This is a genomic window from Neptunicella marina (assembly GCF_014270035.1).
Lineage (GTDB): Bacteria > Pseudomonadota > Gammaproteobacteria > Enterobacterales > Alteromonadaceae > Neptunicella > Neptunicella marina.
Window position 1 is genome coordinate 1 of record NZ_JACNEP010000019.1, and the last position, 25,455, is coordinate 25,455.

Genomic DNA, 25,455 nt, shown 5'->3' on the forward strand with positions numbered 1-25,455 from the left:
TCGCATCTTAATTTTGAAAATGCAGGTTGCTAAACAGGTGGAGTCCATATACGTCGTGTTCGGCCATTCGAAAGCCAGTTGGATTTTGTCTAAAAGTCAGAGGCGCAGAAAAAAGCCAAGCGCTAGCTTGGCTTTAGTAATAAATTTCAGTAGTAAAACTTCTGTATGCAATTTGTGCAGAGCATAATTGAAAGTATATCTAATGAGTTTGAACGCAGTATTTTAAGATGTTGTTGAACTATAATTGTTTTCTAGAGACTCAACTAAAGCCTGATTATAATCGTCCAAATATTCCATAAGCTTTGATCTATCTATTAATCTAACAGATGAAGCCGACGCTAGTTCTTTTGCGGAACGAGAAAAATAGGAGTTAGTTATTACCATTGCGTCGTCACAGTTGTAAAAAGTTTTGGCAGAAAGTGCTTGTTGAACTGCTGAATTTCCGACAGTTCCACTATAATTTTTAGCTTGAATTACTATTTTTTTACCAAATTTTTCAACGAACAGATCAGCACCTTGATCACCAGTTTTCTTTGTTTCTTTTACGTCGTAACCAAGTCTTTGAAAAAGTAAAACCAAAAATTCCTCAAAAGAAAATCCATCCATTGCATCTATAGAGTATATGCTCACAAAATTTTCAGGATCAAAATTAGATAGTTTAAAATCAAGTCTATCTATTAGGATCTCCTTATAAATCCTTTCACATTTGGAAAGGAAACCTGTAATCATCCCATTTTCAAGTAAACTTACATCTCTATTTGAACTAGCATTTTCATTAAATGATAGACCTATACCAACGGATTTTGACTCCCATATAAAGTACAAAAATAAGCATAAATTATTTCTGAAATCCGTCCCCGATTCATCTATCCAAGATCTAAGAGAACTATCTAAATCGTTTTTGATATGCCTTTTTATTTCTCTTCTAAAACCAGAATAAGTAGACGCAAAGACGGTAGTCGACAGCAACTTATACAATAAGTCGGGTCTTTCTCTTAGTTCAACAAATCCTTTCCGAACCAAAACTTGTTGGAACAACTCTGCAGAACTGTACTCGTTATTATTACTATTAATTGTGCTTGCCTCATGACTATCGCCAAGCAGTAAATATGCATAGTTTAAAAAATAAGGATTAAGTAATTCATTATATTTAGTCAGTACTCTATCCAATAAATTATTTAAATTTTCTTGTTCTTTCTTTTTCCCAAATAAATCTTTGACAAACCCTTTTGATACATAATGGAAATCTGGGTAAAAACTAGGGTTTAGGGGAACCATATGAGATTCTTGAATTTCACATTTATTGCAACTAGTTGAAAATGTTGTTGTATTACAGTTATTACAAAGGTAAATCATTTTTTACTCCCTCAAATGTTATTTTCGTATTCCTTTAACAAACTATATGTTCCATAAAAGTTAATTTTGCCAGTTGTTTTTTCGAAATAGAAATAATTTGACCGAAATATAAATCGAGTTTCCGTGTCAGGCTTTGCCTGACTTAACTGCGACGTCGACTTTTAGGTAAACAAATTTGGCTGTTGAGTGGCAGAACAGGATGTTTCTAAATACTTGTAACGGCTGAATCGCAGGAATGCCAAACTGCGTTTGGCTAAAAAAACAAAAGGCCGCTTTATTAGCGGCCTTTTGAAATGGTGGAGGGCAATCAGCCCTTCAAATACTCCAATACCACTTCATGGTGATCTTTGGTTTTGAATTTATCAAATACCTTCTCCACCACACCGTTTTCATCAATTAAAAAGCTAATACGGTGGATACCGTCAAACTCACGACCCATAAACTTTTTAGGGCCCCATACGCCAAATTTATCGGCAACGGCGTGGTCTTCATCCGATAACAAGGTGAAGTTTAAATTGTCGCGTTCAATAAATTTAGGCAGGCGTTTTACCGGATCGGGGCTAATACCGAGTACCACAACATTGGCTGCATCCAGTTCCGCTTTGGTATCACGTAATCCCTGGGCTTGTACTGTGCAACCGGGCGTCATGGCTTTGGGGTAAAAATATACCAGCACTTTTTTACCTTTAAACTGGCTCAGGGAACAGGGCTCGCCGTTTTGGTCGGGAATCGAAAATTCCGGGGCTGTTGACCCTTCGGCTAAATAATTCATAAATCTCCTTAAAATGTTCAGGCTATTAATGCAAGGTAATGGTACCGATTAGTTCTAATTCATCAAGATAAGCGCTGAACCACTTTACTATGGCTTCGGCATCTGCTGTATCTGGCAAACTGATCACCATTTTGACTTTGAGCATTTTGGCCTGGGTACTTTTTTCAGTGAAGGTATGCTGACGAAACGCAGAAACGGCAATATTGTGAGATACAAAAAAATTGGTCACCTTATGGATAATGCCGATGGCGTCTAACCCGACAAACTCAACATTTGCCAAACGCGTCAGATCCTGTCGGTGATGTTCGCGGGTGCGTTTCATAATGGATAATAAATCGAACTTCTGGCATACCGCCGGTAAATTCAGTTCTGCACGGGTGATGGCTGCGTGCTCACCTTCTATTATCATCGTCAGGCATAAATCGTGTCCATAAATGGCCTGGCGGCTATCAAGAATATTACAACCGGATTCGCTCATTGTATTGGACAGGGCACTTAATATTCCCACCTGATCCGTACCCAGTATTGTTACAATAAGCTGTTGTTTCATCTTGATTTTTCCTTTTTAAAAAACAACTAACTTTAACATAGATTTTTTTATTTTGCTTTTTATCACTGCATTGCTTGTTTTTAAGCGGGGCGGCCTTTAAGATTGGCCGCTTATTAAGCTTGGAGCCCACATGTTTAAAGGTAGTATAGTCGCACTCGTTACCCCAATGACGGCCGATCAGCAAATTGATTACCCCGCGCTGAAAGCCCTTGTCGAATTCCATGTTAATGCCGGTACTGACGGCATCGTATCGGTGGGAACCACCGGTGAATCAGCCACGCTTCCGGTTGATGAGCATATTGAAGTTATCCGAAAGACAGTTGAATATGCGGCAGGGCGTATACCCGTTATCGCTGGTAGTGGTGCCAACTCTACGGCAGAGGCGATTGAGTTAAGTCAGGAAATGGCCACGCTGGGAGTAGATGGTTTTTTAAGTGTGGTGCCTTATTACAACAAACCACAGCAACGTGGTTTAGTGGCGCACTTTGAAACCATCGCCGACTGTACCGATTTACCGGTTTTACTGTATAACGTGCCTGGCCGGACCGTACTGGATATGTTGCCACAAACGGTTGCTGAGCTGGCCAAACATCCCAAAATTGTCGGTATTAAAGATGCGACTGGCGATATGCAGCGTTTAAAAGACACGCAAGCCTTGGTTGATGATGAGTTTATTTTATTAAGTGGTGACGATGATACCTCACTGGAATTTATCCAGTTGGGTGGCCATGGTACCATTTCCGTTACCGCGAATTTAGTGCCGGCAGAGATTGCTCAAATGGTAAAACTGGCTCGCAACGGTCAGTTTGCTGAAGCACAAGCTATCAATAATAAAATTGCGCAATTACATAAGCTGCTGTTTATTGAACCCAATCCTGTGATGCCAAAGTGGGCATTACAACGTATGGGTTTGATTCAGTCAGATATTGTGCGATTACCGTTAGTGACTGCGGAACTTGCGAATAAAAAACTCATCGAACAGGTCATGCTCGATGTGGGAATAATAACAAATTAGAGGAAATTGCATGACCAGAAATGTATTACTGGTTTCGTTACTGGCTGGTTTAGCCGCTTGTAACAGCATTGAAGAACGACAAATTGCCAATGGCAGCTACGATTATCTCAAACGTGAGCATTTGTCGGCGCCCAAGTTACCTGAAGGGGTGGATACCCCGGAATATACTAATGATTTTGCTATCCCTAACGGCGAAAAACAGCAACAGATTTTGCTGGGTAAAAAGCTAAAAGTGGTTGCGCCGCATGTGGTAATGCCTATGGTAACAGGCTCACATATTGAAGAAGGCTCTAAAGAAGCGACGGTTTGGTTTGATCAAATTACGGATGATAAACCGCTGGATAACGATATTTGGGATAACCTGATTGGTTTTCTGGAAAAAAATAATATCGGTGTATTGTCGTTTGATAAAGACAAACAAGTGTTACTGACAGACTGGTTTGTATATAACGATGAAAGTAACAGTTCCTGGCTAGACTGGGATAAAGGCGTGACCGAAGTCGCCGCTCGTTTTGAATTTACCCTGACGAAAAAAAGTCATGGACGTAGTGCCGCGTTGCATGTTGAGTTAAAAGAATACAAAGAAAGTCGTAACGGTGAAGTGGTCGCCGGACTGGCTGATGCCAATGCTCGTGCTAACGAGGTGAATATCCTTAACCGTGTGATTGCCAATTACCGCGACCAGCGTGTACTGACAGAAGTAAAACGTATTCAGGAAATTCGCGAAGGGCTGCAAAGTGAAATTGGTTTTAATGCCAAGGGGCAACCGGCTTATATCGTGGATGCCAACTATACTGTGACCTGGCCACGTTTGTTACTGGTATTCCGTAAACTGGGTTTTGATGTAAAAGATTTAGATCAAACCGCCGGCCTTATCTTTGTTGAATACAAAGGTGTCGACGAAAGCTGGTGGGATAGTTTATGGGGCAGTGGTGCCAATGAACTGGATCTGAAAAAAGACGATTACCGTGTGCAGTTGGAACAAATTGACGGCAATAAAACGGCGATCACCTTCATGAATGAAGATAACGAGCCTTTTGCTGCTGAAAAAGTGAAAGATTTGTATGACGTCTTCTCAGACGTTATGTCGCAGAAAAACTTAGATATTTAACATTTATTACTAACGGGTGAGATTTCAAATAATGGAAAAGCGCGCAGAACTTTATCGTGGTAAAGCAAAAACGGTCTACACAACTGATGATCCGAATTTGCTTATTCTGCAGTTTCGTAACGATACCTCTGCCTTTGATGGTGAGCGAATTGACCAGTTGGCGCGTAAGGGCATGGTTAATAACAAGTTTAATCATTTCATTATGAACAAGCTGGAAGCAGCGGGTATCCCGACTCAGGTTGAAGCGCTGCTGTCTGACGAAGAATCCCTGGTGAAAAAACTGGATATGATCCCGGTGGAATGTGTTGTGCGTAACCGTGCGGCAGGCTCTCTGGTTCGCCGTTTAGGTGTTGAAGAAGGTAAGGTGTTTGATAAACCGACTTTCGAGTTTTTCTTAAAAAATGACGCATTGCATGATCCTATGGTTAATGAATACCATATCGAGGCATTTGGCTGGGCGACTGCCGAGCAAATTGCAGGCATGAAACAGCTCACCTTTAAAGTTAATGAGGTGCTAAAAGCCTTGTTTGATGATGCGGGTTTAGTGCTGGTTGATTTTAAACTGGAATTTGGTCTGGATGCCGACGGCAATATCGTTTTAGGTGATGAATTCTCACCAGACGGTTGCCGTTTATGGGACAAGGAAACCAACGAAAAAATGGATAAAGATCGTTTCCGCCAGGGGTTAGGTGGTGTGGTTGAAGCCTACGAAGCCGTAGCTAATCGTTTGGGTGTGCCACTTTAGTATCCAAAATAAAACCAATTAAATGCTGCAGAATTTTTTCTGCAGCGTTACATTGATAGGAAATAACTATAAATTAATGGAATAATATGCGCTTTAGATTTATCAAGGCTGTTATTATAAGCACATTTTTAATCAGTACCCTTCAGACAAACGCAACCCCCATCTCACAACATCATCTACCACGACTCGCTCAGGCTCCGGTCATTGACGGATCTCTTGATGAAACCATCTGGCAACAGGCTGCCAAAATTACCCTGGATTATGAAAATGATCCGGGCGAAGGCATAGCCGCACCAGTTAAAACCAATGCTTATGTGTATGAAGATGGCCAGTATTTATATATTGCGTTTGAAGCATTTGATCCTAATCCTGACGATATTCGCGCCAGTTACCGTAAACGTGACGACTTAAATGCTGACGATAACGTGGGCGTGATTATCGATACCTTTAATGATAAACGTAACGGATTTTCCTTTTTTGCTAACCCCATGGGGGCGCAGGCAGATAAAACGGTTGAAGATAATGCCGGATTAAATGAAGACGACTCGTGGGACGCTATCTGGGATAGTGCAGGGCAGGTTAATACCAAAGGATATGTGGTTGAAATGGCGATCCCATTTCGAGCGCTGCGCTTCGCCCATGTTACTGAACCCAGCCTGTGGAATATTGGTTTTTATCGCAATTATCCGCGTGCCGAGTGGACCGCATTGTCTAATGTTGCATTTGATCGCAACATCAATTGTACATTATGTCAGTTTGACGGTTTTAAAGGCTTTGCCGATGTTCAGCCGGGTAATAATTTACAATTGACGCCCACCTTAACGTTGGGCAGAACTGATTTAAAGGACGTTGAGCCACAACCACACTGGCAAAACGGCGATAACCAATCGGATGTGGGGCTGGATGTCCGCTGGGGCATAACTAAAAATGCGGTGGTAAATGCCACCATCAATCCTGATTTCTCTCAGGTCGAGGCCGACTCAGCGCAGCTTGATGTGAATAATACCTTTTCGCTGTTTTACGATGAGAAACGCCCCTTTTTCTTAGATGGCGCCGATTATTTTTCGACATCCAATTTTAATTTGGTACATACCCGAAATATCGCAGACCCTGATTATGGCGCCAAAATAACCGGTAAAACCGGGGTGCATAGTTATGGCCTGATGGTGGCTGACGATAACAGCACCAGTTTTTTACTGCCCGGTCGTTTGGGAGATGAACTGGCTGTGCTGGATATCGACAGTAAAGTGGCGATTGCACGCTATAAAATGGATGTAGGTGAACAAAACAATGTCGGCGTATTACTGACCAATCGCAACGGTGACGGCTATCGTAACCAATTAGCCTCCGTTGACGGCAGTTACTGGTTTGATGGCAACAATCAGGTGCAGTATCAGGTGGCACGTAGCGATTCAAAAAACCCTCTTCAGTTGCAGCAGGATTTTGGTTTGGAAGATACACAAACCGGCAATGCTTATTTTGTGCAAATGACCCATGAAAACCGTGACTTTGATGCTTATGTGAACTTTAAGCGTGTGGACAAAGGCTTCCGTGCCGATTTAGGTTTTATCTCCCAAGCCAACTATGAGCGAGGAGAAGTAGGGGGCAGTCGTACCTGGTATTTAGATAGTGATAACTGGTTTAGTCTGGCCAACGCAGGTGGTAACTATGATAAAACCCGTGATTTGGACGGCAATCTGCTAGAAGAGGAATGGGAAGTGTACGCCAGTGCCGAAGGTAAAATGCAGTATTACGGTGATGTAAACCTGTTGCACCGTAAGCGTTTATTCAATGGCCAGTATTTTGATGAAGACCAGCTATCTGTCTGGAACGAATTTACCCCAGTTGGGGGACTACTAGTGGCTGCATTTATTCAACCAGGTAAAGTGGTGGATGTGGAAAATAGCCGTTTGTCTGACAGTCTTAATCTGGAAGCCTATGTGCAATGGCAAATCAATAAACATTTTAATTTTGATACCTTCCATATCTATAACCAGCTTGAACACGATGGCGAGCAGGTTTTAACCGCCAATTTAACTCAGGTAAAGTTAACCTGGCAGTTTAATATGCGCAGCCGCCTGAGTTTAATTACTCAGTACACACGTATTGACCGTAATCTGACTAACTATGAACAACCAGACTGGTTTGATGCTGAAGAACGCTATTTGTCGTCACAGCTGCTGTATTCCTATGAAATTAATCCTCAGACATTAGTGTATCTGGGATATTCAGATAACAGCTTGCAGGATTATGCCACCCGCCATTTGCTTAAAACCGACCGAACTTTATTTGCTAAATTCAGCTATGCATGGCAGCTTTAACTCGCGAGCAGTGCAGCAAGTTTGTGATAGTTTACGCGGAAAATTTACCAGATAAGTTTTTCGTGTAAGCGCAAGCTTGAGCGGATAAATGTTAATAACAGGTTAAGGAAAGCGCGCATGAAACGCACCATTCTATTTGTATTCACCACTTTATGTTTAGTGGCTAATGTGGCGGCCAGTCAGTTTAAAGTGATGGTTTTCAGTAAAACCGATGGCTGGCACCATAAGTCAATTAATGCGGGTGTGACTGCCATCGAAAAACTGTCTAAACGTCATTTCTTTGATATGGACTGGGAAGAAGACGCCAGCCGTATTAATGATAAAAATCTTGAACAGTATGATGCGGTAATTTTCCTCAATACCACAGGCAATATTTTAAATGATGAACAACAGGCCGCCTTTGAGCGCTTCATAAAAGGGGGCAAGGGGTTTATTGGTATTCATAGTGCGTCTGATACCGAATACGACTGGCCCTGGTATACCAAAATGGTAGGACGCACATTTGTGATCCATCCTACTAATCAAACTGCACGGGTCAGTGTACTGGACCGTAAATTCCCCGGCACTGAAACACTACCAGACAGTTTTTTGTGGACAGACGAATGGTATCAGTTTGGCCCGGAATTAAGTAAAGATCTGCATTACATTTTAAGTGTTGACGAAAAAACCTATGAGCCCAAAGCAGACTGGGGCCGCGTAAAAGGTGAGGGTATGGGCGAGTTTCATCCTATCAGCTGGTACCAGTTTTATGATGGTGGTCGTTCGTTTTATACTAATTTAGGTCATATGCGTGAAGGCTGGCAGGATGCATTATTTATGAAACATCTCTATGGCGGTATTTACTGGGCCGCAACCGGAAAAGGCATGCTTAAATAATGTGTTTTAAACAGGTATAAAGGGGCAATTTGCCCCTTTTTTGTTTTAGGTGGTCTGTTAACCTTTTGCTCACATTGATAAGTATCCTTTTATAATCCTTTAGAAAGTTAGGTTAAATATCCTAATTTTTCATTCATTTTAAACTCTGTATTTTATTTGCGATCCTTTCCACTTTCGTAAAAAGCAATAATTTGATTGTGGCTTAAGCATATGATGTTGGCCTTATCCATCACATTGCTTTGTACCCTACACTTACAATCAATCAAGGTAATGAACCGATGAAAGGTCAATTATGAATACGAGAAACCATTTGTCTGACATCAACAGTGTGCATCAGGTAAAACTGATTGAAAAAGGCATTGTTGATATTCCTATGCTCCAGATTCTGCAACCGGATGGCAGTGTTTATAAAGGTGCGGACGTGCCAGAGGTATCTAAAGAGCTGGCGATCAAAATGTATGAAACTATGCAGTTTATCCGCATTCTGGATGAACGTATGGTGGCGGCGCAGCGTCAGGGACGTATCAGTTTTTATCTGGCCAGTACCGGCGAAGAAGCCGCTGCGGTGGCCAGTGCTGCAGCGCTGGAACCACAAGACATGATCATGTCGCAGTATCGTGAACAGGGCGCACTGGCGTTTCGTGGTTACACTACCCAACAATTCATGAACCAAATGTTCAGTAATGAGCAGGAGCCGAATAAAGGTCGTCAGATGCCGATTCACTATGGTGATAAGGCACTGAATTTTATGACCATTTCCTCTCCACTGGGCACCCAGATCCCTCAGGCGGCAGGTTACGCTTATGGCCAGAAAATGGCGGGCGAACCAGCCGTGACCATTTGTTATTTTGGTGAAGGCGCGGCATCGGAAGGTGACTTCCATGCAGGTCTGAACATGGCGGCGGTATTAAACTGCCCGGCGATTTTCTTTTGTCGTAATAATGGTTACGCAATCTCAACGCCAGCGGCAGAGCAATTTGCTGGTGATGGTATTGCCTCACGTGGTTTAGGTTACGGCATTAAAACCATTCGAGTGGATGGTAACGATGCACTGGCTGTTTTTGCTGCGACCAAGCGCGCACGCGAAATTGCATTAGAAGAACAGTGCCCGGTATTGATAGAAGCGATGTCCTACCGATTAGCGGCGCATTCAACCTCGGATGATCCAAGCAGTTACCGTTCAAAAGAAGAAGAAGCCAAATGGGCGGATAAAGATCCGATTAAACGTTTGGCTGGCTGGTTAGCACAACAGGGTTGGCTGGACGAAGAAGCCAACAAAAAAGAACTGGAAACCATGCGTCAGGAAGTCTTACAGGAACTGAAACGTGTGGAGCAGGTGCCCGTGTGTGTGATTGATGAAATCATCACAGATGTGTATGACAAACCCACCTGGAATCTTGAAGAACAGCTTACAGAACTCAAACAGCATATTGCGAAATATCCCGAAGCCTATCCTAAAACATCAGGGAGACTAAACCATGGCTAAGATGAATCTGTTACAGGCGATCAATAACGCCTTAATTATTGCCATGGAAGAAAACGATAAAGTCATGGCGTTTGGTGAAGACGTGGGTCACTTTGGTGGTGTATTCCGCGCCACCAGTAACCTGCAGGAAAAATTCGGTAAAGCACGCTGTTTTAATACGCCACTGACCGAGCAGGGCATAATTGGTTTTGCTAATGGTTTGGCATCACAGGGCTCTTACCCTGTTGCCGAAATTCAGTTCGGTGATTACATTTTCCCGGCCTTTGACCAAATCGTTAACGAAACTGCTAAGTTCCGTTACCGCTCCGGTGGCCAGTTTACCTGTGGTTCGTTAACCATTCGTACTCCATATGGCGGTGGTATTGCAGGTGGTTTGTATCACTCACAATCACCTGAAGCGTTTTTTGCCCATGCAGCCGGTATCAAAATTGTGGTGCCACGTAACCCGTATCAGGCCAAAGGTTTATTGTTAGCCTCCATTCGGGACGATAACCCAGTGTTGTTTATGGAGCCCAAGCGCATTTACCGTGCCTCTGTGGGTGACGTACCTGAAGATGATTACACCTTGCCACTGGGCAAAGCTGAAGTGCTTAAAGAAGGAAATGACATTACCTTACTGGCCTGGGGCGCTCAGATGGAAATCATGGAAAAAGCCGCAGAAATGGCGGATAAACAAGGGGTTTCCAGCGAAATTATCGATTTACGTACTATTACCCCATGGGATGCGGAAACCGTGGCGCAATCGGTGGTTAAAACCGGTCGTTTGTTAATTAGCCATGAAGCACCGTTAACCGGTGGTTTTGCCGCAGAGATTGCCGCAACGATTCAGAAGAAATGTTTCCTGCATCTGGAATCACCGATTGAGCGTATTTGTGGTTTAGATACCCCGTATCCATTAGCGCACGAAAAAGAATATATGCCTGATCACTTAAAAGTGTTTGAAGGCATTATGCGCAGCGTTAACTTCTAAGGAGCCGTCGATGAAAGATTTTATATTACCCGACATTGGCGAAGGCATCGTTGAATGTGAACTGGTTGAATGGCTGGTAGAAGAAGGTCAGCAGATTGAAGAAGATCAGCCGGTTGCCGAGGTGATGACAGACAAAGCATTAGTACAGATTCCTGCTATGCATTCTGGCATTGTGGCTAAATTGTATTATGCCAAAGGTGATATCGCTAAAGTGCATGAACCGTTGTTTGCGATGCAAAGTGACAATAATGTCGTATCAGCTAACAACGACAAAGCGCCTGCTGCTCAGCAAGAGTCCGTGGTGGAATCTGCTAGTACAACAAACAGTGCTAGCGGTGAGCAAATTGACTTTATACTGCCGGATATTGGTGAAGGCATTGTTGAATGCGAGCTGGTGGAATGGCTGATTGAAGAAGGCCAGATGGTCAAAGAAGACCAGGCCGTAGCCGAGGTGATGACCGACAAAGCGCTGGTACAAATTCCGGCTAAACACGATGGTGTGGTGACTAAGCTGTATTATGCCAAAGGTGATATTGCCAAAGTGCATACACCGTTATTTGCTCAGCAAGTTGGTGACGGTGCTGTAAGTCAGCCACAATCCACAACAAAAGCTCAGGCGACTCCTGAACAAACTAAAACTGACGATTCAGCGCCGGTTAAAGCTTCGGGCAAAGCGTTGGCCAGCCCGGCTGTGCGTCGTTTGGCGCGAGAGCAGGGCATTGATATCGCTAAAGTAAACGGCAGCGGTAAAAAAGGCCGGGTGATGAAAGAAGATGTTGCGGCGTATGTTAACGGTGCCCAATCTTTAACATCAGAAGTCAATTCTCAACCGAAAGCTGAATATCAAGCCCATAACTCACAGCCAGCAAACGTAACTGGTGGAAAACGGGTTGAGCCAATTCGTGGTGTAAAAGCCGCGATGGCCAAACAAATGGTCGATTCGGTATCGACTATCCCACACTTTACCGTGTCTGATGAAGTGGATATGGGCAAATTAATTGAAGCTCGCGCCTTGTTAAAAGAGCAATTTGATAAAGAGGGCATCAAACTGAGCTTTATGCCGTTTATGATCAAAGCGATGTCACTGGCACTGGAACAGTTTCCCGTTATCAATGCGCAGGTTAATGACGATTGCACCGAGCTGACGTATTTTGATGATCATAACATTGGCATGGCGGTAGACAGCAAAATCGGTTTGTTGGTGCCTAATATTAAAGGTGTGCAAAATCTGTCATTAAAAGAGGTGGCGATTGAAGTAAACCGACTGATTGATCAGGCGCGTGCCGGTCGTTTAGCCAGCGCCGATTTAAAAGGTGGCACCATCAGTATTTCTAATGTTGGTGTGATTGGTGGCACAGTGGCAACACCTGTTATCAATAAACCTGAAGCGGCGATTGTGGCACTGGGTAAAATGCAAAAACTGCCACGTTTTGATGCTAATGGTCAGGTGTTTGCGGCCAATATTATGCATATCAGCTGGTCGGGTGATCACCGTATAATTGACGGCGCCACTATGGTACGTTTCAGTAACTTATGGCGTTCATACCTTGAGAATCCATTAACTATGCTGGCAGCACTTAAATAATTTTAAGTTTGCAAAGGATTTGAACCTTAAGCGAAAAGCCCACCAAATGGTGGGTTTTTTATTATGGCTGAAGTAAACTTGTGGCCTGTCTGAATTAGGAAATTGTAGTGTTTAGTTATCGTCATGCCTTTCATGCGGGTAATCATGCAGATGTGTTAAAGCATGCATGCCAGAGCATATTGCTAAATAAATTTAAGCAAAAAAATAAACCCTTTATTTATATCGACACCCACAGTGGTGCTGGTGTGTATGCGCTGGATGCTGAAATGGCCAGTAAAAATAAAGAGTATGTTGGCGGCATTGATAAACTGTTAAATATCAACACAGATAACAGCGCCATTAATGCCTACCTTGAACTTATTCGTGGGTTTCGCGCACATAATCAGTATCCCGGCTCACCGGCGATTGCCGCCAAAATGTTACGCGAGCAGGATAAACTATGCCTGATGGAATGGCACAATAATGAGTTTGATAACTTACGACGTAATATGCACAACGATGCGCGTATTGCCTGCCATCACCGTGACGGTTATGAAGGTGTGCTGGCCTTAACACCGCCTGTACCTGCGCGTGGCATGATATTAATTGATCCACCATATGAGCTCGCCGAAGACTACCAGAAAGTGGTTAAAACCGTGACTCAGGTACAAAAACGCTGGGCAGGGGGCACCATCGCAATCTGGTATCCGTTGCTGGCAAAACAGCGCGATAAAAGTCAGCGTATGCTTGAAGCCTTGCACAAGTCACAACCCAGCAGTTTATATGTGGCTGAACTTTGGGTAAAACCGCAGCCAGAAGAGCTGGGCATGTACGGCTCGGGCATGGCGTTTATCAATTTGCCTTTTGAATGTGATCAGCAAATTGAAGCCATGTTGCCAGAGTTAGACCAGACACTCAGCGAGCAACCCGGCAGTGGTTATCGCAGCCAGTGGTTAATTCAACCGCAGTAATTAGATATCGCTATGGAACAGCAGCCACGCAGTCTTAAACATTTCTATATTCCTGATGAACAGTCATTTTATTTGCTGTCGCATCAGGATGCGCAAAAGCTCAAAGACTGGTTTGAGCTTTGCCATCAGCAATTACAACGCCTGGGCTACGCCAATATTGAATATATCGGCAAAGGCGCCTTTGGTTTTGTGTTTGCTGGCACTGCGCCCGATGGGCAATCACTGGTGTTTAAATTTTCACGGGTAAACCTGCCGCAACATGTGCAAGACAGGCTGGAAGATGAAGCTTACATGTTAAGCCAGGTCGATCATGCAAATGTGCCACCTTTAGTTGAATTTCAACGGGTAAAAAAACAAGCCATTTTGGTAATGGAGCGCGCAGCAGGGCTAGATTTGGAGCAATATTCGCTGCAACAAGGTCCGTTACCGGCAAGACTGGTGGTGAGTATTGCGGTGCAAATGGCGGCGATATTAAAAACCTTACGTGAATTTGAATATCAGGATCAAAATAAACCGATAGTGCATGGTGATATTAAACCCTCAAACATCATGCTCGACCCACAAAGCGAACAAATTGCGCTGATAGACTGGGGCTCATCGGTATTTGCACAACTGGATGCCAGTGGACAGTTTGTGAGTAATAGCGTGATGGAACTGATGTCAGCGGATTTACAGCAAACCAATGCTCGCTTAGGTGATGTGTATTTTATCGGGGAAGATCAGTTAAACGGTGCGTTATCCAGCGTGCGTTTTGACGAGCAGGGCTTAGCCAGTACCTTGTATGCTCTGGCCTCAGGACAATCCAGTCGTTTTGGGCGTAAAGTGATTACACCTAATGCACTTAATTTACCTAAAGAGCTGGCCCAGACTTTAACGGCCATGATGAGTGACGATCCTCAAACCCGCCAGCAGGGAGGGGATTATTTTATGGCCAATATGGCTTATATGAAAAACATGGTGTTTGCCGATGAGGATAAAGTACTATACAAACCCATGATCCCTTGTTGGATGGCGCCGAAAAAACGTGAAATCGAAACCGTGGTGTACAGTTCACGTAAATCTTTTTTACGGGTTGAAAATTACCATCATGAGCTCAGTTATTTAAATGATGCGCAATTTGATCGTTATTACAAAAACTATATGCAGGGCATGGGCGAAACCGAAAAAGCTTTTATAGCGGCGGTAGGGCGCTTAGGTAAATTCCCTGTGGTAGGTGGGCTGGCTGTGCGCTGGCAGGCAGAAGGTGTGTATATCGATTCGAGTCTAAATTTACACGATCCATCACTTAAAGCCTCTTTTGAAATGTCGGTGAATAATGTGGTGGTTTTAGCACGTGCAATACACCGTCAGGGCATTTTTAAAAGCTGCATGTTTAATGCAAAAGATACCCTGCATGTTGAGCGTGAATCAGAGAGCCAGCCTTTTATTCCAGAAACCGGATTGCGTATTCCTTATGATCTGGCAGATTTAAGTGGGCCGCAAGGCGCGCCACTGGAAAATCGCAGCCGAATGCATTCGTATTTTGAAGATGGTGATGATCCGGATGAGTTGTTAAAATTACCAACAAAAATGATGGATGTGATCAAACAACTTAATGATATACATCATACGGGTTGTATTATTTTTGAAGCACTCCCCACCCATTTAAAAATTCATAGTTATTACGTGCTATTGGATATCAATAAAGAACCGCAATTTGCTGCATTGTTAGATGAACTTATTCAGTTAATTCCACAAATTGATGGTCTGGGTATTTCCGGTTTTATGAAGTTACCTTATAAAGACACCCGTTATTTTGAGCATATGGATCACTTACCGGAAAAATTTTATCCGCGTAATCCCCATGCAGGCAGGACAGCATAATGAAAGAAGTTAAATTAAGTGAATTACTCACATTAGAACAACTGGAAACCGAACTATACCGCGGACAGAGTTGGGATTTGGGTTTCCGTGCGTTGTTTGGTGGACAAGTGTTAGGACAGGCGCTGGCGGCAGCCCAACAAACTGTGGCTGAAGGGCAGGTTGCACATTCTCTGCACAGTTATTTTTTATTGCCGGGCGATGCCTCCAAAGCAGTGGTATATGACGTTGAAAGTATTCGTGATGGCCGCAGTTTTTGTACCCGCCGGGTAAAGGCTATTCAAAACGGCCGCACCATCTTTTTTATGACAGTGTCTTTCCAGTTCCCTGAAACTGGGTTGGAACACCAGTTTGCACAGATGCCAGACGTACCTGCGGCTGAAACACTGACGCCCGAAATTGAGTGCTACCGCAAACTGTTTGCCAATATGCCGGATAGCGTAAAAGAGAAGCTCAGTTATCATGAACCGATAGATATGCGTTCTGTGCAATCAATTAACCCTGCCGCACCAGAAAGCCGGGAACCTGTTCGATATGTATGGATGCGTGCCAATGAAGCGTTAGGTGCTGATATCAGCATGCATCAGCGAATGATGGCCTATGCCTCAGATTATTATTTTTTAGTCACCGCCCTGCAACCGCATGGTTTATCGATTATGGATAAATCGATTCGCATGGCGACTATTGATCACGCGATTTGGTTTCACCGTGAATTCGATTTTAATCAGTGGGTTCTTTATTGTATGGATAGTCCGTTTGCGGGCAACGCAAGGGGATTAGTTAAAGGTCAGTTTTTTGATTTAGACGGCAATTTAATTGCCTCAACCATGCAGGAAGGTCTTGTTCGTCATATTCAATCTTAAATATTCAGAGATGAAATATGTTAGTCAGACTTACAGGCGTTACGTTACTGTTTGTAAGTCTGTTTTTTGAGTGTAAATGTGGCTTAAACGTTTTAGTTGACGGGCTTCGGATAAAAAAAGACCCAGAGACTAAACTAAGTTCTGGGTCCAGGGGAATGGCTCATGGTATGAGCCGTGCGCTAACCAAACAAACTGATTCCAATTGGGAGAAGCAGTCTTAAACCAGAACTTAATTGTAGATAACGAAGTTTAAAAAATAAACAATTATTGGTGGAATTTATTTCACATTTTAAATTTTCAATTAATTCAAGGTGTTATCATTCTATTTAATAAACTATTTGTTCATGTTTTGAGTTTTATTCAGGCCTTATCCACAACCTTGTCCTCACTTTGTCCCCAGCTTTTTCAACAGGCCATATAGGTAAATTATTAACGGATTAACTCTCTGGGTAAGTTATTTTTAAGCTTTCCCTTTAACCCCTTTAATAAGGCTACAGGTGCGCTGTGGTACATGGCCACCATTTCCCCACTATTACGATTTAGAGAAGATTTAAGATCTTTTCCAGCATAAAGTTCAGAAACTTGCTCATCGGTTATTTCTATCAGGTTTTTTGTAAAATCATCGCTAAATGACATAACAGCTTCATGGGTTATCTTAAATCCAAATTTAAATAGCTCAGCCAGTTTTACACCGATACGTTGGAAACGCATTTTGCCAATAAGTGGGATAAATGCTTGAGGAAATAACCAATATTCATTATCTCGTACGTAAAGCTTATGGCTTGCAGGCAATTGCCAACCAAACTGATTGTCTAAGTACTGCTCTACAAGGTTGAATTGCTTTTTCGTTGCCGGGGTAAAAGGGAAGTTGGTTTGTTCTTTGCCTTTGAATTCGAAAGGAACTGCGGCCGTTTTGCGTATTTTGGCGACGAAAAATCCCTCGCTATCAAAAATTTGCGGCCAGACATGCAAAAATCCATGTTCAGTAACCGCTTTTTCTGCCCCGTTAAACAGATTTTTTAAGTTGATAAATTCTACGGCATCAGGGAATTGCTGCTGCAACCAAAGGCACACCTGTTGGTTTTCGAGCGGATTTAAAGTACAGGTGGAATAGATCATTTCACCACCAGGTTTAAGCGCCAGAAAAGCACTTTTTATCAGGTTTTTTTGTAAGCTGGCTATCTGGTTGGTGGAAGATAAAGACCAGTTTTTAAATGCCAGAGGATCTTTACGTATGGCACCTTCGCCACTACAAGGTGCATCAAGCTGAACAAAATCAAATATTTCTGGCAGCCATTCACCAAATACATCGGCGTTAAAATGAGTCATCGCTGTGTTAGTAAGACCACAGCGCTGAATATTGGCGTTAAGAACTTTTATACGGCTGGATGACAGTTCATTAGCGATTAAAACGCCGCTGTTATTCATTATGGCTGCTAATTGAGTAGACTTGGAACCCGGAGCAGAAGCCATATCCAGTAAAAGTTTACCTGACAAATTCGCTCCGCATGACAAGGCTTCAGGAGGCATCATTGAACTGGCTTCCTGAATGTAAAATAATCCAGCGAAGTGCGCAGCAGTGCTGCCCAGCGCTAATTTTTCCTGTTCTGTTGGTCGCTCCAGCCAAAAGCCGCTGGCACACCAGGGAATTGGGGTTAACTGCCAGTTCAATTGTTCCGCCAGTTGCTTAAATTCTTCCACTGATATTTTTAAAGTGTTAACCCTGATGCTTTTGCGTAATGGGGTGCTGCTTATCCGGGTAAAATCCTGCAAAGAAGAGTGTTCAGGAATATATGGGGTAATAAGCGCCAGATACTCTGCTGGAAATGACACGGTAGCTGATTGATTCATGGGCATGTTTTAGCAAATTTGATAAGTAAATTATTGTATCATTTACTTTTAATGATGGTGGGGTTTGGTAGGATGTTTTCACCATGTGAAAAATATTGGGTGTCAGGCACGGTGAATAATAACCATAAATCGGCCATAGAGCTTAGTGCAACTCGATTATTTAGTAATAGACGAAAAACAGGCTTTCGAAACAGCATAATAAAGCTGGCTGCAGTTGTTTTATTTCTCATACCTGCGTACAGCAACGCGCAAAGAGTAATGTGGATTAATTCACCTGTTGGTGAAAAAGATGATTTGCGGCAGTCGTTACATATATCCCAGACAACGATTGATGTGATTCGACATTATACAGGTGACATTAATTTTAATGTTGTATCTGCTAATAATAATCGGGCATTTCAACTGTTAGATGCGCATAAAAATGCCTGTGCCAGTAATAAATTAAAAACCACTGAGAGACAACAGCAGTATCTTTTTACTCACTATCCACAAACAGTGTCAGCCGGATTACGATTGTTTGTTTTAGGCGGCTCCGTGCTGGATAAAACTCTGGAAACAAAGCAGAGCGATAATAAGCCCATTGAACTTGCCAAATTATTTTCTGACGAACATATTCGGTTACTGGGTGTGGTTGGCGGCCGTTCCTATGGTAATCAGCTTGATGCGTTACTCAATAGTCCGTGGGTTAAATCGAAATTATGGAGTCGCACCTCGTCGGGTATGTTTGTTGGAGTAATCAATATGCTCTCACACAACCGGATACAGGCTATTGTCGAATATCCTTCAGTCGTTAACCGTTACGTGGGACAATTAGCAAGCAGTGTCAAATTGAACAGTTATGCCATTAGCGAAGCGGCGGACTATGGATTTGGCTATATCATGTGCAGTAATAGTGTGGAAGGAAAGCGGTTGATACAGCAATTTGATTTGGCCATTAAGCAGGCAGTAAAAGACCCTGCTTTTTTTGATGTACACATGAACTGGAATCAAGGGGTGAGTGAACAGGAGCTACGCAAGGTATTTCATCAGGTATATGCTGGTGTGTTTTAACCTGCTCATTGACAATAATCAGATAATAACCGACGTATCCGGAGAGAATGGTTATGAAAAAACAATTAATTGTGCTGGCATGTTTATGTTTATCAGCATGTTCAAAAGTGACAATGGAAAATTATGACAAACTGGAAGTGGGCATGAGCCAACAGGACGTTAAAAGCCTGCTTGGAGCGCCTGATGCCTGTGAAGAAAAATTTGGTACTAATAGCTGCATTTGGGGCGATAAATCCTCGCGCTTCATAAAAGTCAGCTTTATTGCAGATAAAGCCGTGTTTTTCGAGAAAAATGCACTGGAAAATTAACCTGCAATTCAGTCAGTATTCATCTGCATCACTCTATTTTGGCGCTGTTGTTTAAATGGAGAAAAGTATGAAATATCATTTTGTTAGCGCTTTATTTTTATTTTTTTGTAGTGCCGTTTCAGCTGAAAATGTAATTAATGTTTCAGGTAAAGGTCAGGTGTCAGTGGTACCGGACCAGTTGCAGTTTAGTATCTATATTGAAGAAAAGGGCCCTTCAACTGACAAACTGAATGCTATTTTGGAGCAAAAAAGTGAACTGGTTGCCAGTTTATTAAAAAAGTACGGGGTTGAAGCCAAAGATGTACAGTCTTTAAGAGTTCAGCTTTCTCCCTGGATGGAACGTCAGGACAATCATCTTCAGCAACAGGGTTTTGTGTTATCCCGTCAGTTAAAAGTGACATTACGTGATTTGGCAAATTACGGTAAAGTTATCGATGGTTTGTTGAAAATAGGGCCGGGACGTATTGATAACTTCCAGTATATGAGCTCTGATCATGCGTCTTTGTACGATAGGGCGTTAACATTAGCGGTAGAAAATGCCAGTAAAAAGGCAAAATTGTTAGCCAGTGCAGGACAGGTAACGATTTCAGGTGTTCAGTCCATTAACGAGGTTTCGGGTTATTCGGCGCCGGCAGAAATGGTCAGATTTAAAGCAATGGACAGTGCTGGTGGCTATTTACCCGGTGAAATGCAGATAAAAGCAGATGTTCAGGTGACATTTACTATTGCATCTGACTAGCATTCACAGCGACAATGCGCGCACTTAAGCAATTTGTTGAAAATCATGACTCAGGCAAAATCAGACTTATATCATGATATCGCACTCCAGGCGCAAGGGCTGTTAGCTGATGAAAGTGACCTGATTGCCAATTTGGCGAATGTAAGTGCATTATTATGGTTAAACCTGTCCGACATCAATTGGGCGGGTTTTTATTTATTAAAAGATGACACATTGGTTCTTGGTCCTTTTCAAGGTAAACCAGCTTGTGTCAGAATCCCTGTGGGTAAAGGGGTTTGCGGTACTGCAGCCGCAACCGGCGATATTCAGATTGTGGAAAATGTGCACGAGTTTGGCGGTCATATCGCCTGTGATGCGGCATCCAATTCTGAAATTGTCATGCCTTTTTATATTAATGGTCAGTTGGCAGGGGTGCTGGATATTGATAGTCCCCAGTTTTCGCGTTTTGATCAACAAGATGCAGAGGGCCTGGCCCGTATCGTTAATATTCTGCAGGATTCGCTTAAATGAAAGAAATGATCGATATCCATGTTGTTCTGGCAACAGTGGAAGATATGGATCATTGGGATGAGCAAGCGGAAGATGCTACTGAAAAATTCAATGATATGCTGCATTATCTTTATGATAAAGCAGATGATGATATTGAAGTTACCCAGTTTGAGCGCATTATTCAGCATGTTTGGGAATTTTGGTCGAAAGATCAGCATTTAGTAGAAATAGACGTGGAGGATCTTCAAGACTGGGTTGACCATTTACTGGCAACTTGGGATGATGAGGATTCAACCGGTCAGAACGACGATTATTAGTGAAGTTTTAATGGATAATTCCGAAAAGTTTTCTTCCAGCAAAGAAGTGATTGCTTTTTTAGCTGAAACCTTTCCCGCCTGCTTTTCTGTTGAAGGAGAAGCTAAACCTCTGAAAATTGGTATTTTTCAGGATTTATGCGAACAACTGGAAGGTGAGACGCGTGTCAGCAAAACCATGCTACGCTCCAGTTTGCGTCATTACACCAATAGCTGGCGCTATTTGCATGCGGTGAAAGAAGGTGCACATCGTGTTAATTTGCTGGGTGAACAGGATGCTGTTATAGACAAAGAGCATGCCGAACATGCCTTGCAAACTCTGACTGAAAGCAAACAAAAAGTGGCTGAAAAACGTCAGCAGCAAAACCGCAAAAAGCCTTCTGATAAAAAAAGTTACAAAAATAAGCCTGCCAAACCGATAAATTCAAAGGTAAAAGGAACTAATAGCAAGTCTCAGACGCCTAAAGCTAAAGTTGTTCCTGCTAAACTGACAGATCAGGATTTAGTGGTCGGTACTCAGGTAACTGTCAAAATTGGTAAATCACCTATGCCAGCCACCATTACCGAAGTGGCTAAAGATGGCGTTAACATTCAGTTGGCAACAGGCATGAGTGTGAAAGTTCAGGCGGATAAGCTGAGACTGGCCAACAATAGTAAATAACGGAGCCTGGCTGCGTTAAAAATCTTTAGAGGTAGTAATATGAAAAATCTTTTGCGTGCTTCGATTGCACTGGCAATTGCTGGAATGAGTGTTTCAGCTATATCCGGACAGACAACCGAAAAAGTGGAAAACTTACCGGTGCTCAAGCAGGAAAGCCAGCACGCAACAGCCGCAAAACGTATTTCAGCATTGTTTACCCGTGCCCACTACAAAGAAGTTACGTTAAACAATCAACTTTCTGAAAAGATTTTTGACCGTTACCTGCGTTCACTGGATGCCAGTCACAATATTTTTCTGTCGTCGGATATTGAACAGTTACAGAAATATCGTGACTCTTTCGATGAAGCGCTGGAAAGAGGACATCTTGATCCAGCCTACGCCATCTTTGAATTGAACTTGCAACGCAGGGTTGAGCGATATGAATACGCTTTGTCCTTGTTAGACACGCCATTTGATTTCGAGAAAAAGGGCGATAAGTTCAGTTATGACCGCGAAGACGCCGACTGGCCGGCAACTGATGCTGAAGTCGATGAACTGTGGCGCCAGCGCGTTAAATATGATGCGTTAAATTTAAAATTAAATGGCAAAGAATGGCCTGAAATAGTTGAATTGCTGACTAAGCGTTATAAGCGCGCTATTAAGCGTTTAACCCAAACTCAGAGCGAAGACGTATTTCAAACGGTCATGAATGCCTTCGCCCGCAGTATTGAAGCGCATACCAGTTATTTGTCTCCGCGTAACGCTGAACGTTTTCAGATGGAAATGAATCTGTCGTTTGAAGGTATTGGTGCAGTTCTGATGAGCGAAGACGATTACACCGTTATTCGTAGTATTGTACCAGGCGGCCCCGCTGAGTTATCCAAACAAATTAAACCTGAAGATAAGATTGTCGGTGTTGCGCAGGGCGACGAAGAGTTTGTTGATGTTATCGGCTGGCGACTGGATGAGGTGGTGGAGCTGATAAAAGGCCCCAAAGGTACAGTCGTACGTTTGCAAGTACTAAAAGGCGTGTCAGACTCAAAAGCACCTGTGATCGTGTCATTAACCCGTGACAAAATCAAACTGGAAGATAAGGCGGCTAAATCTAAAGTCGTTTCACCTGAAGCCGGACCACATAAAGGACATAAAATCGGCGTTATTGAAATCCCATCTTTTTATAATAACCTGCATACCGATGTCATTGCTGAAATTAAGAAGCTTAAAGAACAAAATATTGAAGCCATTATCGTTGATTTACGTGGCAATGGTGGTGGTTCGTTAACCGAAGCGACGTTATTGTCAGGGTTGTTCTTTGATAAAGGCCCGGTGGTGCAGATCCGTGATGGTGCAGGCCGTATCAATGTCAATGCCGATACCGATGGGGTGACTTATTACGATGGTCCTATGACAGTATTAGTGGATCGTTACAGTGCGTCGGCTTCAGAAATTTTTGCCGCCGCCATGCAGGATTATGGAAGGGCCGTGATTGTAGGTGAACATACTTATGGTAAAGGAACGGTTCAGCAACATCGTGGTTTAGGGCGTATTTATGATTTGTACGATAATCCAATCGGTAGCGTACAATTCACCATTGCTAAGTTTTACCGCATTAACGGTGGCAGTACACAGCATAAAGGTGTGATGCCGGATATTTCATTCCCATCCCCGATAGATCCAAAAGACTGGGGTGAAAGTCAGGCTGATAACGCGTTGCCATGGGATAGTATTGCACATGCCAATTACACTACGGTAGGCGAAACAACTTCAGCGCTGGCGTATATTGATCAGTTACATAAAGAGCGAATCGCTCACGACCCGGAGTTCGCTTATTTGTTTGATGACATCAAACGCTATAAAGAAGAAAAAGATAATAAATTTATCTCTCTGGTTGAATCCGAGCGTAAAAAAGAGCGTGAAGAAAACGATGCAAGACGTTTAAAGCGTACTAACGAACGTTTAGCCAGAATGGGTAAAGAGCCTGTTAAATCACTGGACGATGTGCCAGATGATTTACTTGATAAAATCGACCCATTTTTGGATGAGGCAACACAAATTACATTTGATGTGATTGCTACAGGTAAATACGCGATTAATCACCAGTAATCTGCGTAGTAGTTGAACAATTCTCAGGGCTGCTCTTAATTCAGCCCTGTTTTTTTATCTCAGAAATGGGCATTATCTGTCAGGCTAAAAGTTATTTAAGCAGCACAGATAACAAAATAATAATAATGAGACAGGTAATAATATGAGTGCACGCGGTGAATTTTCTTCCCGATTAGGTTTTGTACTGGCAGCGGCCGGGTCTGCTGTGGGGTTAGGCAATGTTTGGGGCTTTCCTACACAAGTCGCAAGCAACGGGGGAGCAGCCTTCGTTTTTGTTTATATTATTCTGGCATTTGCACTGGCTTATCCAGTTTTGATGGCGGAGTTTGTTATTGGACGGGCAAGCCGTTCAAATATGGTTGATGCTCTGGGTAAAATAGGTGGGACAGCCGGCAAAGCGAGCGGGATTTGGGGATGTATAACCGTATCTCTGATTTTGGCCTTCTACTCATTAGTCGCTGGTGTGATGACCGCGTTCTGCCTTTCTTCTCTTTCTCAGTTATTTGGTCAGGCGGAATGGGCTAGCTGGTTAATGCAGGATATGGGGGATGGTGCCGCCATAGTGCGTAACATTCTGTTCTGTGGATTGTTTATGGTACTGACCGTTTTGATTGTATCAGGGGGCGTTAAAGATGGAATTGAACGGTGGTCAGTACGTTTAATGCCTGCGTTACTGGCAATTATTGTGTTGTTGATTCTGTATGTCATGACACAAGATGGAGCCATGACCGGTCTCAAAAATTACCTGTTACCAGACTTCTCCAAGGTAATGAATGCTGATTTATTGTTAAGTGCCATGGGGCAGGCATTTTTCTCTATGTCTTTAGGTGTAGGGACTATGCTGGTTTATGGCTCGTATGTTAGTAAATCTGAAAAACTGTCTACCTTGGGAGCCTCTGTTGCTCTGGTTGATATTGGTGTCGCAATTCTGGCCGGATTACTGATTATTCCAGCTATGTATGTGGCAGCGCACAATGGGGTGGTCATTTTTAATGACGCAGGTGAGTTGATAGCCGGCCCCAGCCTTATTTTTGCAGTATTGCCTGCGTTGTTTGATACCATGGGCGCTGCGGGTAGTTTTGTCGCTTTTGCCTTTTTTGCGTTAATGATAATTGCTGCTGTTACCTCGTCTATCTCAATGCTTGAAGTACCCGTTGCTTATGTGGTTGAAAATAAAGGGGTCAACCGTAAAAAGGCGGTGTGGATAATCGCTGCTATTATTTACTTTTGCAGTATTGTCATTGCACTAAACTTTGACGATCTATTCGGTTTGGTCATCGCTTTAACCACGCAATATAGTCAACCATTACTTGGTTTAATGTTGTGTATCTTTTTAGGTTGGGTGTGGAAACGTGACAAAGTACTGGCAGAACTAAAACAAGGTGACGAACAGGTAGAGTCTTCACTGTTTTGGAAAATCTGGCCATGGTATGTACGTTTTGTTTGCCCGATTGTCATTATTTTTATGTTTTACCGTTCGTTGTAATACATAGTCAGTTAA

General features: G+C 42.9%; 23 protein-coding genes. 19 read left to right on the forward strand and 4 right to left on the reverse strand.

Going from position 1 to position 25,455, the window contains the following annotated elements; genetic code table 11:
* Positions 1 to 222: 222 nt before the first annotated feature.
* The 3 genes from H8B19_RS16465 to H8B19_RS16475 form a co-directional block, all read right to left on the reverse strand.
* Positions 223 to 1,278 (reverse strand): restriction endonuclease, encoded by a 1,056-nt coding sequence (locus tag H8B19_RS16465; protein ID WP_206683202.1) that lies wholly within the window; start codon positions 1,276 to 1,278, stop codon positions 223 to 225.
* Between the two features lie 385 nt (positions 1,279 to 1,663).
* Positions 1,664 to 2,128, reverse strand: a complete 465-nt coding sequence (gene bcp, locus H8B19_RS16470; protein WP_186507999.1) for a thioredoxin-dependent thiol peroxidase — start codon at positions 2,126 to 2,128, stop codon at positions 1,664 to 1,666.
* Positions 2,129 to 2,153: 25 nt separating this feature from the next.
* Positions 2,154 to 2,678, reverse strand: coding sequence for a glycine cleavage system transcriptional repressor (locus H8B19_RS16475; protein ID WP_186508000.1), 525 nt, complete (start codon positions 2,676 to 2,678; stop codon positions 2,154 to 2,156).
* 130 nt (positions 2,679 to 2,808) lie between these two features.
* On the opposite strand from H8B19_RS16475, the gene dapA reads away from it, so the two are divergent.
* The 11 genes from dapA (at position 2,809) to H8B19_RS16530 (ending at position 16,460) form a co-directional block, all read left to right on the forward strand.
* Positions 2,809 to 3,693, forward strand: coding sequence for a 4-hydroxy-tetrahydrodipicolinate synthase (dapA, locus tag H8B19_RS16480; RefSeq protein WP_186508001.1), 885 nt, complete (start codon positions 2,809 to 2,811; stop codon positions 3,691 to 3,693).
* Positions 3,694 to 3,703: 10 nt separating this feature from the next.
* Complete coding sequence (bamC, locus tag H8B19_RS16485; protein WP_186508003.1) at positions 3,704 to 4,804, forward strand: outer membrane protein assembly factor BamC; 1,101 nt, start codon at positions 3,704 to 3,706, stop codon at positions 4,802 to 4,804.
* Between the two features lie 31 nt (positions 4,805 to 4,835).
* Complete coding sequence (purC, locus tag H8B19_RS16490) at positions 4,836 to 5,549, forward strand: phosphoribosylaminoimidazolesuccinocarboxamide synthase (protein ID WP_186508005.1); 714 nt, start codon at positions 4,836 to 4,838, stop codon at positions 5,547 to 5,549.
* Positions 5,550 to 5,635: 86 nt separating this feature from the next.
* On the forward strand, positions 5,636 to 7,870 hold the full coding sequence (locus H8B19_RS16495; protein WP_186508007.1) for a carbohydrate binding family 9 domain-containing protein: 2,235 nt from the start codon (positions 5,636 to 5,638) through the stop codon (positions 7,868 to 7,870).
* A 117-nt stretch (positions 7,871 to 7,987) separates the two neighbouring features.
* A complete protein-coding gene (locus H8B19_RS16500) occupies positions 7,988 to 8,746 on the forward strand; it encodes a ThuA domain-containing protein (RefSeq protein WP_186508008.1) in 759 nt (252 codons plus the stop codon).
* Between the two features lie 292 nt (positions 8,747 to 9,038).
* Entirely contained in the window at positions 9,039 to 10,232 is a 1,194-nt protein-coding gene (locus H8B19_RS16505) for a thiamine pyrophosphate-dependent dehydrogenase E1 component subunit alpha (protein WP_186508010.1), read from the forward strand.
* Positions 10,225 to 11,202: an alpha-ketoacid dehydrogenase subunit beta gene (locus H8B19_RS16510; RefSeq protein WP_186508012.1), complete on the forward strand. Its 978-nt coding sequence runs from the start codon at positions 10,225 to 10,227 to the stop codon at positions 11,200 to 11,202. The genes H8B19_RS16505 and H8B19_RS16510 overlap by 8 nt, the downstream gene beginning before the upstream one ends.
* Before the next feature lie 10 nt (positions 11,203 to 11,212).
* Entirely contained in the window at positions 11,213 to 12,787 is a 1,575-nt protein-coding gene (locus H8B19_RS16515) for a dihydrolipoyllysine-residue acetyltransferase (RefSeq protein ID WP_186508014.1), read from the forward strand.
* A gap of 107 nt (positions 12,788 to 12,894) precedes the next feature.
* On the forward strand, positions 12,895 to 13,737 hold the full coding sequence (locus tag H8B19_RS16520) for a 23S rRNA (adenine(2030)-N(6))-methyltransferase RlmJ (protein ID WP_186508016.1): 843 nt from the start codon (positions 12,895 to 12,897) through the stop codon (positions 13,735 to 13,737).
* Between the two features lie 12 nt (positions 13,738 to 13,749).
* The gene (locus tag H8B19_RS16525; RefSeq protein WP_186508018.1) at positions 13,750 to 15,600 is read left to right on the forward strand and encodes a protein kinase domain-containing protein; all 1,851 of its coding nucleotides are present in this window, start codon (positions 13,750 to 13,752) and stop codon (positions 15,598 to 15,600) included.
* On the forward strand, positions 15,600 to 16,460 hold the full coding sequence (locus H8B19_RS16530; RefSeq protein ID WP_186508019.1) for an acyl-CoA thioesterase: 861 nt from the start codon (positions 15,600 to 15,602) through the stop codon (positions 16,458 to 16,460). Before H8B19_RS16525 ends, H8B19_RS16530 begins: the two co-directional genes overlap by 1 nt.
* A 429-nt stretch (positions 16,461 to 16,889) precedes the next feature.
* Here the strand turns inward: H8B19_RS16530 and rsmF are convergent, their stop codons facing one another.
* A complete protein-coding gene (gene rsmF / locus H8B19_RS16535) occupies positions 16,890 to 18,311 on the reverse strand; it encodes a 16S rRNA (cytosine(1407)-C(5))-methyltransferase RsmF (protein ID WP_206683203.1) in 1,422 nt (473 codons plus the stop codon).
* 258 nt (positions 18,312 to 18,569) lie between these two features.
* Here rsmF and H8B19_RS16540 point away from each other — a divergent pair, with 258 nt between their 5' ends.
* From H8B19_RS16540 to H8B19_RS16575, 8 genes are all read left to right on the forward strand, one after another.
* Positions 18,570 to 19,361, forward strand: coding sequence for a hypothetical protein (locus H8B19_RS16540; RefSeq protein ID WP_186508022.1), 792 nt, complete (start codon positions 18,570 to 18,572; stop codon positions 19,359 to 19,361).
* A gap of 53 nt (positions 19,362 to 19,414) precedes the next feature.
* Complete coding sequence (bamE, locus tag H8B19_RS16545; RefSeq protein WP_186508023.1) at positions 19,415 to 19,669, forward strand: outer membrane protein assembly factor BamE domain-containing protein; 255 nt, start codon at positions 19,415 to 19,417, stop codon at positions 19,667 to 19,669.
* Between the two features lie 67 nt (positions 19,670 to 19,736).
* Positions 19,737 to 20,408 carry an SIMPL domain-containing protein gene (locus H8B19_RS16550; protein ID WP_186508025.1) on the forward strand — a complete coding sequence of 224 codons (672 nt, stop codon included), beginning with the start codon at positions 19,737 to 19,739 and terminating at the stop codon, positions 20,406 to 20,408.
* A 45-nt stretch (positions 20,409 to 20,453) separates the two neighbouring features.
* Positions 20,454 to 20,918: a GAF domain-containing protein gene (locus H8B19_RS16555; protein WP_186508027.1), complete on the forward strand. Its 465-nt coding sequence runs from the start codon at positions 20,454 to 20,456 to the stop codon at positions 20,916 to 20,918.
* A 5-nt stretch (positions 20,919 to 20,923) separates the two neighbouring features.
* Positions 20,924 to 21,214, forward strand: a complete 291-nt coding sequence (locus H8B19_RS16560) for a hypothetical protein (RefSeq protein ID WP_422121168.1) — start codon at positions 20,924 to 20,926, stop codon at positions 21,212 to 21,214.
* Positions 21,215 to 21,224: 10 nt separating this feature from the next.
* Positions 21,225 to 21,872 (forward strand): RNA chaperone ProQ, encoded by a 648-nt coding sequence (proQ, locus tag H8B19_RS16565; RefSeq protein ID WP_186508031.1) that lies wholly within the window; start codon positions 21,225 to 21,227, stop codon positions 21,870 to 21,872.
* A 39-nt stretch (positions 21,873 to 21,911) separates the two neighbouring features.
* Complete coding sequence (gene prc / locus H8B19_RS16570; RefSeq protein WP_186508032.1) at positions 21,912 to 23,954, forward strand: carboxy terminal-processing peptidase; 2,043 nt, start codon at positions 21,912 to 21,914, stop codon at positions 23,952 to 23,954.
* Between the two features lie 142 nt (positions 23,955 to 24,096).
* The gene (locus H8B19_RS16575; RefSeq protein WP_186508034.1) at positions 24,097 to 25,440 is read left to right on the forward strand and encodes a sodium-dependent transporter; all 1,344 of its coding nucleotides are present in this window, start codon (positions 24,097 to 24,099) and stop codon (positions 25,438 to 25,440) included.
* Positions 25,441 to 25,455 lie beyond the last annotated feature (15 nt).